The organism is uncultured Ligilactobacillus sp. (genome assembly GCF_948826705.1).
Taxonomy (GTDB): Bacteria; Bacillota; Bacilli; order Lactobacillales; family Lactobacillaceae; genus Ligilactobacillus.
This window is the reverse complement of sequence record NZ_CAQLEL010000065.1, coordinates 1-13259: the sequence shown is the minus strand read 5'-3', so window position 1 is coordinate 13259 and position 13259 is coordinate 1. Positions and strand designations below refer to the sequence as shown.

Below are 13259 nucleotides of genomic sequence, written 5' to 3'. Positions count from 1 at the left end.
ACATTTTATTTTTCAAACCTTTTTTTAATTAAAAACAAAGCAAATTAATCGTTATATAATTTTATATAAAAATTGGTAAGCTTTTATTTACAACAAAAAGAGCGAGTTTCAGTCGCCTGAAACTCGCCCTTGGACGTTATTTAATTAAAATTGTTCCCACAATAACTCACGGATCTCTTCTAAGAATGGTTGGCGTGGGTTAGCTGGTGTACATTGATCATTGTAGATCAAATCGACCATCTCATCCAAGGCCCCTTCAAATTGTTCCTTTGTAACTCCATTAGCGGATAACTTAGGTTCAACATCGAGATCTTTGAACAACTGTGCGATCCGAGCACATAATGCTTCAACTAATTCAGCATCACTGTTGCCCTTGAGCCCTAAAGCACGGGCAATGTCAGCGTAGTCTTTTTGGGCACGATACACTTCATAGCGTGGATATGGTGAACGTTTTACCTTACCGGACGCACCGTTAAAGCGAATAACTGGTTGCATAGCGATCGAGATACATAAACCGTGTGGCAACCCAAATTCCCCACCTGTTTTATGGGCGATCGAGTGGTTGATACCCAAGAAGGCATTAGCAAATGCCATCCCACCTAATGTAGCAGCGTAATGCATGTTTTCACGTGCTTGTTCACCAGCAGCCGTTGGGTTCTTTGGATCAAAGTTGTATGAATCAACTAAGTTTTCAAAGACTAACTTGATCGCTTCAAGCGCCCATGGACGGGTAAATTCAGATGACATCACTGAAACATATGCTTCTAACGCATGTGATAAAGTATCTATCCCAGAAAGAGCAACAGTGCGTTTTGGCACAGTCATAACAAATTCTGGATCCACGATCGCCACTTGTGGTGTCAATTCGTAATCAGCCAAAGGATACTTCACGTGTGTCTTATCATCAGTGATGACCGCAAATGGTGTCACTTCTGAGCCAGTACCTGATGTCGTTGGGATCGCAAATAATTTAGTTGCTGTTGCATGGTGGAATTTAACGATCCGTTTACGAATATCAACGAATTTTTGTTGCAACAATAAGAACAATTCGCTGACTTTATCGTAGTCATCCATGAAACCAGCTGGTTGATCTAAGGAGTATTCATAGATATAACGTGCGATCTTAGCTGCATCCAAGGATGAACCACCACCAAGAGCGATCACTGTATCTGGCTTAAATTCCGCCATTTGACGGGCGATCTCGATCGTTTGACCTAATGTTGGATCTGGTTTTACTGTTCCGTAAAGCGCCGTTTTCACTGGTGTATCACGCACTGCTAATTGATCGTAAACTTTATCAACGAAGCCAAATTGGACCATTCCTGGATCGGCTACGATAAAGGCACGCTTGATATCTTCTGTCTCATCTTGTAAATATGAGATCGCATTGTTTTCATAGTAGATCTTTTCTGGCAAGCGTACCCATTGTGGACGGTTACGACGTTTAGCAACTGTCTTAATGTTCAAAAGATCACCTGTTGATAAGTTATGTGACAATGAATTTTTCCCCCATGATCCTGTTCCGAGTGTCAAACTTGGACGCAATGCATCCGTATAAATATCACCGATCCCACCGATCGAATCTGGTTGGTTGACTAAGATGCGAGCTGACTTGATCTTGTCACTAAATTCATTGATAAATGGATCTGTTTGAGAACCGATCTGGATCGCAGCATTGTGACCTGCACCTTGGTAATCTAGCAAAGCACCAACGATCTTAACACCGTCATTGCGGTCTTTAGCTTTATAAATAGACAAGAGTGGTGATAATTTTTCAGAGGATAACTTTTCACCGATGTTTTTAGCATCTAATTCAAATAACATCACGTCTTTATCTTCTGGTAAAAAGACACCAGCTTGTTCTGCGATCCAACGTGCACTCTTACCTGCGACTGGACCATTTACCCCGTGATTATCATTAAAGACAAAATCTTCGATCTTAGCATAGTCTTCTTTTGGTACTAAATATGCACCTTTTTCTTGCATCTTTTGTAACCAAGCGTCATAGACTGGAGCTTCAACAACAGCTGAGTTTTCTGTCGCACAGATCATCCCATTATCAAAACGCTTAGACATCAAAAGATCTTCGACAGCACGGTCTAAGTTGGCTGTGTGATCAACAAAAACCGCCCCGTTACCTGCACCGACACCCATTGACGGGTTACCTGAGCGTAACGCTGCATTGACCATTCCTGGACCACCAGTTGCCAAGATAGATGCGATCTTTGGATTTTGGATCAAACCAGTTGTGTTTTCAAGCGATGGTTTTTCGACCCATTGAATGATATTTTTTGGTGCTCCAGCTGCTAGTGCTGCCTCATAGATGATCTTAGCTGCGTGTACTGAACAGTTTTGTGCTTGTGGGTGGAAAGCAAAGACGATCGCATTGCGAGTCTTTAAAGCCATTAAAGCCTTGAACATTGTGGTCGAAGTTGGATTGGTCGTTGGTACGATCCCTGCTAAGACACCTAATGGAGCTGCGATCTTAACTTGGCCTTTGATCTTATCTTCCGAAATGACACCGACTGTCTTTTCATTTTTGATCAAATTATAAATATTTTCTGTCGCAAACCGGTTCTTAGTATCCTTATCTTCAACTACCCCACGTCCAGTTTCATCGACTGCTTCGTGAGCTAAAGTCAAAGCTGCTTCAGAGCCAGCTAAAGCTGCGGCAGCTACGATCTTATCAACTTGTTCTTGCGTAAAGGTCGCATATTCTTGTTCTGCCTTTAACGCTTTTTCGACCAAGCCATCGGTATAAACGCGAGCTGCTTGCATCTTTGCTTCCTTTTCTTCTGGAGTTAATACTTTTTTCTTTGGCTTTTCTTTGCTCATCTATCTGGAACCTCCCAAAATAATTAAACTAAAAGTGACTAGTAATTCACTCGATAAACTTTTTCGTGAATACTTTCACTAACTATATTAACCCTTATTGATACCGATTTCAATTTATTTTACTCTTTCTTAAACAAGAAATACGCCCAGCCGAAACAGCGCTTACTTTATGTAAAAATTAACTTTTTGTTCATATACTCCAAAAAACATTTTTTTAGGCAACTCCATCAAAAAACCATAATTTTTTTAGCTAACACCTAATACTTTGTGCATTTTTTATCTTATTTACAGCAACCGTGTTCGACAATGCAAACACGGGACTCACCACGATGCAAAGACACATCTTGATAAGTCCCGTGTTATTATACGACGTTTAACCAGCTACAAATGCCGGTAGACCCTTGACCGCCCGATAGATAGCTTGTTCTACTTGGATCCCCGTCAAATTCTTAGCCACCGCAAAACCTTGGAATTGATCCTTGATCTTGGCTAAAGCATAACTCGTGTTGTGTTTATTTTGGTTTTGGACCATGATCACATAATCCGCTTCATTCAAGCGCCGTGAGAAATAATTTTCTGGATCACGGCGATGATAGAATGCATCGACCATCAGCATCTTACCATTGTGCGCCTCAATGATCGCTTCGTATTTATCACGATATAATTCGCGCCCGACAACGATCCCGACTGTCTTACCTTCTAGATCAAATTCGATCGTCGGTTGATATTGTGGTTTAGGACCCTTCTCTTTTTTTGGAGCTGGCGTGGCGACTTTTTCTTGGCGTTCAGGATAGACCCAAGCTAGCGAGATATCTTCATTTTGACGTTCACCACGCAATTGGGCATACCAACGCAACCGCACGATACTGCCTTCATGGATATTATATGCTTGAGCTGGGATCTTATACTCAAATAATTCGCCATCGACTCGAAGCTTTTTCCCACTTACATTGCGTTTAACGATCAGTTCATTATCGGTGTTGACCTCAACTACCCCACGATCAAAGGTCACCGTATTAGGATAATACGACTCAGCTGGTCGTCTGATCAATTTTGTGATCCGAGGTGAATCCGTATGGGCGTTGCTGACTAAGATCGCATCGCCATTTTTAGGATTGAATTGATTCCGGATCGTTTCTCTAAATCTCAATTCTTTATTGTTTTTATTATAGGCTTTAAAACCGATCCGACGCGTTGAGACTTTATAGACCATTACCATATCAAATAGTCGCTCAAAGATCTTTGGGTCTTTTTGCACCCAATTGTCCAACGCTTGACTATCACCTTTTTCACTCAACAAAGTTTGCAAAGTTTGCGAAGTTCGATCTATTTTAGCCTTTTCTTTGCTCTCTTCGGTAGGTTCATCCACCAGCGGTTCAACTTTTTTTGCCGCTGGTTTAGACTCCTTTTCAACTTTTTCTACTAGTTTTGATCTTGATCCAATTTCTCCTTCAGGCTGAGCCTGCGGACCTTCCTCTTCATCTTCTTTTACTTCAGGTGTTACTGATGTTTGCTTTTCTTCGATCACTTTAGCTGAACTTCCCTTAGCTGCCATTTGTAAGATCAACTGGATCGCTTTAGCACCAAGAGTTAGTTCCTGCTCACTATTCCCCATCACATCGAGCAATTGTTGTACTTCTTTGCGATAATCATGCATCTGCAGATTCCCCTTTCTTAATTTACTAAAATTTTCGCCCACACTTCTATTCTAAACCACTACTCGTAAAAGATATACAAGAAAAAAAATAAGACGTTGGCAAAAATACCAACATCTTATCAAGTAACTATTTGCTGACTGAATATGGCGTTCCATCCAAGGTTTGGTTCAAGCCATCGATCGTTTCATCGCCGATATATTCAGCGGTTTTCTTTTCCAAATCGACCTTAACATTTTTCACGACGCGACTTAAACTTTCACGCACTTTCTTAGCGCAACCTTCACATTTCATACCTTCAACTTTTACTGTATGTTTTTCCATTACTGTCATCCTCACTTAGTTTAATTTTACGCGGTTCAACCGCAAAGCATTCAAAACAACTGATACCGAACTAAAACTCATGCACAAAGCAGCGATCATTGGGTCAAGCAACGGTCCACCAAAAAACGTCAATACGCCTAAAGCGATTGGAATACCGAGACAGTTGTAGAAAAAGGCCCAGAAGAGATTTTCTTTGATGTTGACCAAAGTCTTGTGACTCAACAATAGTGCTTGGGCTAGTGAACTGAGATCTGAATTCATCAAAACGACATCAGCAGAATCGATCGCCACATCAGTCCCATTGCCGATCGCAACTCCGACATCTGCATTAGCTAAAGCCGGCGCATCATTGATACCATCTCCGACCATCGCGACCTTTTGTCCCTTAGCTTGTAATTCTAAGACGACCTCTGCTTTATCAGCCGGCAAGACATCACTGATAACTTCACTGATCTGAACTTGTTTGGCGATCGCTTTAGCAGTCTTTTCATTATCGCCCGTCAACATCACGATCCTTGCTCCTAACTTATGCAGTTGTGCTATCGCACGGTGACTATCTTTTTTTAGTGGATCTTGGACAGCGATCACACCTAATAAGTCTTTTTCAGTGCTCAAAAACATCACCGTTTTACCAGCTTGCGTCAAAGCCTGGGCCTGTTTTAATAGTGGTGTTTCAGTTGGGAGCTTTTGTTTGACTAAAAGTTTATAGTTGCCCAAAAAATACATCACTCCATCGATCTTAGCCGTCAATCCCTGCCCAGGCAAGGTCTCAAAGTCACTGACAGGTAGCGTTTCAGCCGTTGACGCCTGTAAGATCGCATGGGCTAACGGATGCTTAGTATAAAATTCTAGGCTAGCTGCTAACTGTAAGATCGTGGTTGGATCTATCCCTGGTCTAGCCAAAATATCGGTCACCACTGGTTTTCCTTGAGTGATCGTTCCCGTCTTATCCAAGACTACCGTTGTCACTTGAGATAGCTGTTCTAAAGCTGTTCCATTTTTGAACAAGATCCCCGCTTTGGCGGCTTTACCAGTCCCGACCATGATCGCAGTCGGGGTCGCTAGCCCTAGAGCACATGGACAAGCGATCACTAAAACCGAAACAAAGATCGTTAAACTAAAGCCTAACGAATGCCCCGTCAAAAGCCACGCCAGTGCGCCTAGAGTTGCGATCACCATGATCACTGGCACAAAATATCCAGCTATCTGATCGGCTAGCCGTGCGATCGGAGCCTTTGAACCCTGTGCTTTAGCGACCAAGGCTACGATCTGTGAAAGTGCCGTTTGACTTCCGATCCGCGTTGCACGACAGGTCAATTGACCAACTTGGCTGACCGTCCCAGCACTCACGAGGTCCCCAGTGCTTTTGGCTACCGGCAAGCTCTCACCAGTCAACATCGATTCATCGACAGTCGTCTCACCTGCCAAGACGATACCATCGACAGGAATGCTCTGTCCTGCTTGAACCAAAAAGGTATCCCCGACTTTAAGCTCTGAAACAGGCACTTCTTTGGTCTGCCCCTTGGCTACGACTAGCAAGGCTTTTTTAGGTACCAATGTCAAAAGCGAGGTCAAAGCAAAATTAGTCTTTTGCTTTGAGAGATCTTCAAAGTACTTGCCTAACATGACAAGAGCAACGATCATTCCAGCTGCCTCGTAGTAGAGATCATAGTGTTGCCCTGTTACTACAGCTAGATAAGTATTTACCAAACTGTACAAAAGCGCCGCACCACTTCCAACTAGGACTAACGAATCCATGTTAGGATGCCAGGCAAATAATGCTTTAGCGCCTGTGATCAAGTAGTCTTTGCCAAACCACAATACTGGTGAAACTAACGCAAGCTGGATCAAACTAGCACTTTTAGGACTATGCATCACATCTAAAAATTTCGGAAATCCTAGTCCCATCATTGGTCCCATCGCAACTAAGAGCAAAACGCTCGCAAAGATCAAAGCTCCGATCATTTGTCGCTTTTTATGCACTAAACGAGCTTTAGTCTGGGCTTGCTTTGCTTCAAATTCAGCTTGATCAAGAGTATTGGACAGGGTCGCTACATAACCTGCATTTTTGACCGCCTGCATGATCTTTTGCACACTGATCTGGGATCCATGTTCAACTTGCATGCTCTCCGTTGCCAAATTGACGAAAACATCAGTGACATCCGGCAGTTGTGCTACTGCTTTTTCGACCGTTTGCGCACAACTAGCACAGACCATCCCTTCGATCGCAAAATTATCTTTTCCCATCTACCTCACCTCTAATCGTTTACAGTTGTAGTTTATCACAAAACAAGCCTAAGGTGATACTAAAAAGCTCATTTTACCAGCCGTAATATAAAGTCACGACTATCGCCAAAATAGGGTAAGAGAAAAAGCCTAATAAGGCAAAACAAACTAAGCGAAATAAATTCTTGCCCCATTCAGGAAATCCAGCTAAAAATTTAGCAGTACATAAACGATACAAGATCAACAAAAACAGCGGTAAGACTAACACGACTCCGCCAATGTTGACCACCAGCGTAAATAAAGTAAAGGCTTGACTAGCAGCCGTTTTTGAAGCTAACAACCATAATGCTGACCCTGTATAAACAAGTAAGAACAAGATCTGCAAAGTGGCCGACACTTGGCTTGTTTCGCGGGCAAAGCGTGTCCCTTTTCCTAGATATTTCATCACGATCCAATATAAGATGGCGATCACAAAAACATACCATCTATGGATCAAAAATTCACCAACAATTCCCATCTCACTACTTCCTTTCTAGCTCTTAAAGTACATATTTTTCAAGTGCCACACCGACACCATCATGATCATTATCAGCTGTGACTGCACTAGCAAGGTCTTTGATCTGGTCATTAGCATTGCCCATCGCGACTCCAAATCCAGCCATTTCAAACATTGTCAGATCATTGTTTTCATCTCCTAAAACCATGATCTGCTCTTTAGTTAGGCCTAAATACTTGCCTAATTCGAGCACGGCCGCCCCTTTATGAGCTTTAGGATGCATGATCTCAAAGAACCACGGCGCACTACGAACCGTATAATTATCCGCGATCACTTCTGGATCTAAGTCCTTGATCTTAGCTGCGATCACTTCTGGTTCATCGACCCACATATATTTAGCAGCTGCCGGATGTGTGGTTATTTTTTCTGGCTCACAATAATAAAGTGGCATTTTTGTATAAAATGCATCAAGTACGGTGTATGGACTGATATTTTTAAAGGTCGTAATAACTTCAGAATTTGGCATGACGATCTGACCTCTGATCTGGAGTTCATGACTTACTTGATCCAAGCGAGCTACTTGTTCAGTAGATAAGAGATTTTCAAAGATCGCTTTCCCTGTCCCTGTGACCTGTGCTTTAGCCCCATTAAAGGTGATCGCATAGTCGTCTTCTCCTGCCAAGTCTAATTCTTCTAAATAATCCTTGACTCCAGACAATGGTCGGCCAGTACATAAGACCACATAAACACCTTGTTTGCGCGCTTGTTTGATCGCTACTTTAGTTTTTTCACCGATCTGCTTGTGATCATTGACCAACGTACCGTCGATATCGATCGCTACCATCTTTATATCCAAAATGCTCACCTACCATGCGACATTAGTGCGTCACATGCCCTTCATTTCTAATTGTTCAAGAGCTATTATACCATTTTAACGGTTTCATTTCCGTTCTCAACAATAGTTGCATTTACAACTAAAATCAAATATACTAAAACAAAAGGAAGTGTTCAAAATGACAGAGATCTTACGTGAGATCGGCACGATCGCCCGAGCTTTAGATTCGATCAGCAATGTCGAATTCAAAGATCTAAGACTCTCCAAGGGACAATATCTCTACTTGGTCAGGATCTACGAACAGCCCGGGATCATCTTAGAAGAGTTGGCTAATTGCCTTAAAGTCGATAAGACCACGGCTTCACGAGCGATCAAAAAACTAGTAGCCAACGGTTTGATCGAACGTCGTACTCAACCTGACAACAAAAAAAATAAGCCCCTTTTTGTAACTAAAAAAGGAGCTCAGATCTATCCTACGCTTCGTTCTGAGCATAACTACTCAGAACAAACGGCGCTAAAACATTTGACTGCAAAACAACAAGTACAATTGCAACAACTATTGCAACAAGTGCGCAGTAACATCGAAAAAGATTGGGAGATCGTCAAAAAAGGCCAAAAACGAAATTATTAGGAGTAAAGATCATGACAAAAACATTAAAACGCATCACTGCAGCTGAAGTTGAAATACTACAAAAAATAAGCATTGAGACTTTTAGCGATACTTTTAAAGACCAAAATAGCTCAAAAGACCTCGCAGATTACTTAAAGACAGCCTATGACCTCAATAAATTGACTGCCGAGCTAAATGAGCCTAACTCACAATTTTACTTTGTTTACTTGGATGAACAACTTGCTGGCTATTTAAAGATCAACTTAAACGAGGCCCAAAGTGAACATATTGCCCCTAACGCCCTTGAGATCGAACGCATCTACATCAGATCAGCCTTCAAGCGCCATGGGTTGGGACGCTTTTTATTCCAAGAAGCGCTCAAGCTCGCTCAAGAAAAAAATTGCAGCACGATCTGGCTTGGTGTGTGGGAGAAAAATTATCCCGCCCTTGCTTTCTATGAAAAGATGGGCTTTACTCAACACGGCTCACACTCATTTTTCATGGGAGCTGACGAACAGACCGACCTGATCATGGTCAAAAATATTTAATATAACAAAAAGTTGGTATTTAGTGAACATATCAGCTTTTTTTAATATCAAAAAATAAATTTATAAGATTATAGTACAATTATTTGATTTAAAATACAGAAATTCAGTTACTATAAATCGTGTTAATATATTAATACTATCTTTATTATCCATGTAGATGATTTCCTTGCAGTAAAGGGGTAATATTTCATGGATAATGACTTACAGATTGGTGAAAAAATCAGAAAACAACGAATCAAGGCTAAGTTAACACAGGAAAAATTAGCCGAATATAGCGACCTTTCGATCAATTTCATCTCTAAATTAGAACGTGGTCAAAAGAAAAATATCAGCATTTTAAAACTCAATGCGATCTGTCAGGCACTTGAGATCTCGATCTCAGAATTGCTCCAAGAAGAAAACAACATCTCATTGGCGCATTTAACACCTAGCTCATTGCAGCTCGTTCATGAGTTAAAGACGATGGATCGCCCTGCTTGCGAACGCATCAGTCAACATATTTTGCTATTGCTCGATGATTTCAAAATGATCTACAGATAAAAGAACCTTGCCACGATAAAATCATGGCAAGGTTCTTTTATTCATACAGTGCCGATCGCATTGACAAACACGCTTGTTTACTTTATCAATTGGCTAGATATTTAATAAAAATATCACAACTTGGATCACTAGGTAAGATCGTTTCAGCTTTGATCGCACGACGATAACCCTTGATGTATGGTAAAAAGGTCTCAGCTGCTCGCGTAGGATCTGTTCGATCATTGCAATATTTTTTCGTACCTAAAATATTGCCACCATTATCGATCGCAATGATCTTACCTAATTTTTGATAGATGATCTGTTGTTCTTTAGCTTTCAAGCTAGCTGGTCCTAAGCCCGCTGTTTGCGCCACATAGCCCATGATCAAGGGACTTTTGACCGCTACGTAGTTTGATTCTTCTGGAATACTTGAACCGCTCCAACAACGACCGGTTTTAGCATCTCGGTACTTAAGCGTCTTCCAGGTGATCGTCTGTTTAGCTGCTCGGCAAAGTGGCTGGCCGGCTTTAGTCACAAAGCGTGTCGTCAAGGTTGTCTTATCCAACGATTCGGTAACTTTAGCTAGTTCATATTTGGCGATCGTTGCTTTTTGATCATCTCTTAATAAAGTCGTGATCTCTTTTAAAGTATAATACTCATCATTTTTGGAAAAGATCGTTGGGATCACGATCACATGACCGTGTGGGATCCTTTGACAAGGCATTTCTCCCAACATATTGCCCCGATCATCACGCAATTCAAGACTTTCTTTTTCTAAAGGCCCATTACGATATGGATCGATCACCTTAAATTGGCGCTTTGTTCGATGATACATATGCCCAACTAACATCTTGACCTGTTCAAATTCTTGAACTTCGTCAGCAACCAATACCCCACTTGTTACCAATTTTTTTGTCTTGTACGAATACATTGCAACTGGTGTTTCCAGATCACGTGGATCAACGAATTCAAATGTTGTTTGCGCTGTGGCCACTACTTTTTGGTATTTGACGGCAATACCGTCAGAAAAATTTCTAAAAATTCTAATTCAACCCCTAAAACTAAAAGAGACCACCACAAATGACTAGATCATCTAAGGTGGTCCCTCCGATGGCTAACTAAAAATACTTCTATCCATCGATCATTTCTTTTTAGTTATCAGTCTTTCTTCTCTCTTTGCCAAAATAAAACAAGGAAAAGGCTGCTGTTACTAAACCTAATAAACTAAAAGCTAAGGCTTCACTATCACTATCACTTTCACCCATTTGTGGAAGTGTTGCTTCATTCTTTTCATTAGTTGTGTCATTTACAACTTCTTGCTTAGCTAGCTCAGTATTTTCACTGGTCTTTTCAGTTTTAGCACTGTCGTTTGTGACAGTCTGCTTAACTGTGATGACTAATACTGGGTTTTCTTCTGGTGCAAATGTCACATTTTCAGGTAAGCTATCAGGATCGAGCAATTCCCAACCATCAGGGAGAAGTGGTACTAATTTTACCGTCTCACCCGTCTGACCAGTGATCACTTGTGTCTTGATCTGGTTACCATTTTCGTCTTGATAGGTAATAACTTGCTTACTTGGTCGTGCAACATAGCTGACTTCGATCACTTGGTCGGCATCAGTTGGATGAACATCTCTGGCAGCAATTGTCGTTTGTTTTCTTCCAGCTACCATTGAAGTATAACCTAAATATTGTGGCACGTCATCTTTTGAAAAGGCTTTTGTTGCAATTTCATCCCAATCTGGGTAAGAAATTTTACCAGTTACAAGATCTTTTGACCCATCACGAGTAAAGACGACCGTTTGGACCTTAGTTGTCTTAGTTCCATCTGGTGCATTCACAATGATCGTCCGTTTTACTTCTTTTTGGCTATCCGCATTACTTGGATCGGCTTTGACCACTTTAGAACCGTGTTTCAAATGAACCGTGTAGACTTGCGCTTCATCTTCCGCATTGAAATGAGGATCACTTTCGTCTGCCAACTCATCTGAGACTAGTTCATAGCCTTGGGCCTGATATGCAGCGATCTTTTCATCATTTGTATGTTCGATCGCTGCATCCGTCACACCTTGGATGTCTTCTTCATCCAAAAGCGTCCCGTTGTTGTCATCTACATATTTGACTAAAGCATGTTGTTCATTTGGTGTAAATTCAACAACTTCTTTTTTATCTGGTGTATCGGCGCTAATATTTTCCAAACGATCGACTTTCGTTTTTGCTGGTGTATAGCCCTTATCTGAATCTTTAAGTGAAACTGGTACTTCTTCAAAGAAGTCAGCATTTTCTGGGATCCATTCACCTGGCTTCTCTTCACCTGTCACCATATCCCGCATTACATTGCGCGTGAAGTGTACGGTTTGAACATGTGATTCAGGCTCTTCTTTTGGATGGTTGATAATAACTTCACGCTTAACTGTATGATCAACTTTATCTTTACGTTTATCATCTTGCTTATATTCATCGGTCACATCTTTTTGACCATGTTGCAAATGAACTTCGAAATGTTGATCTTCATCTTCAGCATTGTAACTTGGTTTACCTGCTGTCGCAAAGTCATCTGAGACTAATTTATAGCCTTTATCCAAGTAATCTTGTACCTTAGATCTGCTATCATGGTCGATCGGTTCATCTGTCTTACCGGTGACATGAACATCTTCTAACTTCTTGCCTGTCGTATCGTCAATGTAGTGCACATGTGCTTTTTGGCTATTGGCTGTAAATTTAACGACATCATTTTTATCGGCTGTATCACCAGTGATATGTTCTAGACGCTCGACCTTTGTTTTATCTGGTGTATAACCCTTATCTGACGCTAATGTTGGTACTGCAAACTCTTCAAAGAAGTCAGCATTTTCTGGGATCCATTCACCAAATGTATCTTGTCCTGTTGCCATATCACGTGTTACCTTACGCGTGAAGTGAAGTGATTGGGTATTCGTCTTATCTGAAGCATGTGGATGCTTGATCGTGATGGTTCTTGTGACTGCATGATCAACTTTATCTTGCTTGTGTACATCATTTCTATATTCATCTGTCACATCTTGATGCTTATGTTGTACCTTCACAATGATCGGGTTGTTGTCGCTTGCCTTTAAGGTAACTTTTTCTGGTAGATCTTGGTTCGCTACTAATTCATAGTTAGCTGGGGCTTCATATTTTGTAGGGAGCGTTTGATCGGTCACACCATCTAAAAGCTGACTCTTCACTTCTT

Annotated in this window: 11 protein-coding genes; 3 read left to right on the top strand and 8 right to left on the bottom strand. The window is 41.3% G+C overall.

Features of this window, described 5'->3' with window-relative positions:
- Positions 1-144 precede the first annotated feature (144 nt).
- The 6 genes from adhE to Q9Q35_RS03585 all read right to left on the bottom strand — a co-directional run bounded on the left by adhE (position 145) and on the right by Q9Q35_RS03585 (position 8392).
- Positions 145-2835, bottom strand: coding sequence for a bifunctional acetaldehyde-CoA/alcohol dehydrogenase (gene adhE, locus Q9Q35_RS03610; RefSeq protein WP_304652178.1), 2691 nt, complete (start codon positions 2833-2835; stop codon positions 145-147).
- 373 nt (positions 2836-3208) lie between these two features.
- Entirely contained in the window at positions 3209-4492 is a 1284-nt protein-coding gene (locus Q9Q35_RS03605; protein WP_304652177.1) for a hypothetical protein, read from the bottom strand.
- A gap of 127 nt (positions 4493-4619) precedes the next feature.
- Positions 4620-4814 (bottom strand): heavy-metal-associated domain-containing protein, encoded by a 195-nt coding sequence (locus Q9Q35_RS03600; RefSeq protein WP_004050031.1) that lies wholly within the window; start codon positions 4812-4814, stop codon positions 4620-4622.
- 15 nt (positions 4815-4829) lie between these two features.
- Entirely contained in the window at positions 4830-7061 is a 2232-nt protein-coding gene (locus tag Q9Q35_RS03595) for a cation-translocating P-type ATPase (RefSeq protein ID WP_304652176.1), read from the bottom strand.
- A gap of 73 nt (positions 7062-7134) precedes the next feature.
- Positions 7135-7557: a hypothetical protein gene (locus Q9Q35_RS03590; protein ID WP_304652175.1), complete on the bottom strand. Its 423-nt coding sequence runs from the start codon at positions 7555-7557 to the stop codon at positions 7135-7137.
- 22 nt (positions 7558-7579) lie between these two features.
- Complete coding sequence (locus Q9Q35_RS03585; RefSeq protein WP_304652174.1) at positions 7580-8392, bottom strand: Cof-type HAD-IIB family hydrolase; 813 nt, start codon at positions 8390-8392, stop codon at positions 7580-7582.
- 157 nt (positions 8393-8549) lie between these two features.
- Here Q9Q35_RS03585 and Q9Q35_RS03580 point away from each other — a divergent pair, with 157 nt between their 5' ends.
- The 3 genes from Q9Q35_RS03580 (at position 8550) to Q9Q35_RS03570 (ending at position 10069) form a co-directional block, all read left to right on the top strand.
- On the top strand, positions 8550-9002 hold the full coding sequence (locus Q9Q35_RS03580; RefSeq protein ID WP_304652173.1) for a MarR family winged helix-turn-helix transcriptional regulator: 453 nt from the start codon (positions 8550-8552) through the stop codon (positions 9000-9002).
- A gap of 11 nt (positions 9003-9013) precedes the next feature.
- Positions 9014-9529, top strand: a complete 516-nt coding sequence (locus Q9Q35_RS03575) for a GNAT family N-acetyltransferase (RefSeq protein ID WP_304652172.1) — start codon at positions 9014-9016, stop codon at positions 9527-9529.
- Positions 9530-9718: 189 nt separating this feature from the next.
- Positions 9719-10069, top strand: a complete 351-nt coding sequence (locus Q9Q35_RS03570) for a helix-turn-helix domain-containing protein (protein WP_304652171.1) — start codon at positions 9719-9721, stop codon at positions 10067-10069.
- An 85-nt stretch (positions 10070-10154) separates the two neighbouring features.
- Here Q9Q35_RS03570 and Q9Q35_RS03565 read toward each other — a convergent pair whose 3' ends face one another.
- Both Q9Q35_RS03565 and Q9Q35_RS03560 read right to left on the bottom strand, forming a co-directional pair.
- On the bottom strand, positions 10155-11042 hold the full coding sequence (locus Q9Q35_RS03565) for a mucin-binding protein (RefSeq protein WP_304652170.1): 888 nt from the start codon (positions 11040-11042) through the stop codon (positions 10155-10157).
- A 157-nt stretch (positions 11043-11199) separates the two neighbouring features.
- The coding region (locus tag Q9Q35_RS03560; protein WP_370648881.1) for a MucBP domain-containing protein at positions 11200-13259 on the bottom strand (2060 nt) is incomplete at its 5' end.

What these genes read in the sequence shown, in the direction of transcription:
- Q9Q35_RS03605 (WP_304652177.1), bottom strand. Translation starts at nt 4,492, where the DNA reads ATGCATGATTATCGCAAAGAAGTACAACAATTGCTCGATGTGATGGGG.
- adhE (WP_304652178.1), bottom strand. Translation starts at nt 2,835, where the DNA reads ATGAGCAAAGAAAAGCCAAAGAAAAAAGTATTAACTCCAGAAGAAAAG.
- Q9Q35_RS03570 (WP_304652171.1), top strand. Translation starts at nt 9,719, where the DNA reads ATGGATAATGACTTACAGATTGGTGAAAAAATCAGAAAACAACGAATC.
- Q9Q35_RS03590 (WP_304652175.1), bottom strand. Translation starts at nt 7,557, where the DNA reads ATGGGAATTGTTGGTGAATTTTTGATCCATAGATGGTATGTTTTTGTG.
- Q9Q35_RS03595 (WP_304652176.1), bottom strand. Translation starts at nt 7,061, where the DNA reads ATGGGAAAAGATAATTTTGCGATCGAAGGGATGGTCTGTGCTAGTTGT.
- Q9Q35_RS03580 (WP_304652173.1), top strand. Translation starts at nt 8,550, where the DNA reads ATGACAGAGATCTTACGTGAGATCGGCACGATCGCCCGAGCTTTAGAT.
- Q9Q35_RS03575 (WP_304652172.1), top strand. Translation starts at nt 9,014, where the DNA reads ATGACAAAAACATTAAAACGCATCACTGCAGCTGAAGTTGAAATACTA.
- Q9Q35_RS03600 (WP_004050031.1), bottom strand. Translation starts at nt 4,814, where the DNA reads ATGGAAAAACATACAGTAAAAGTTGAAGGTATGAAATGTGAAGGTTGC.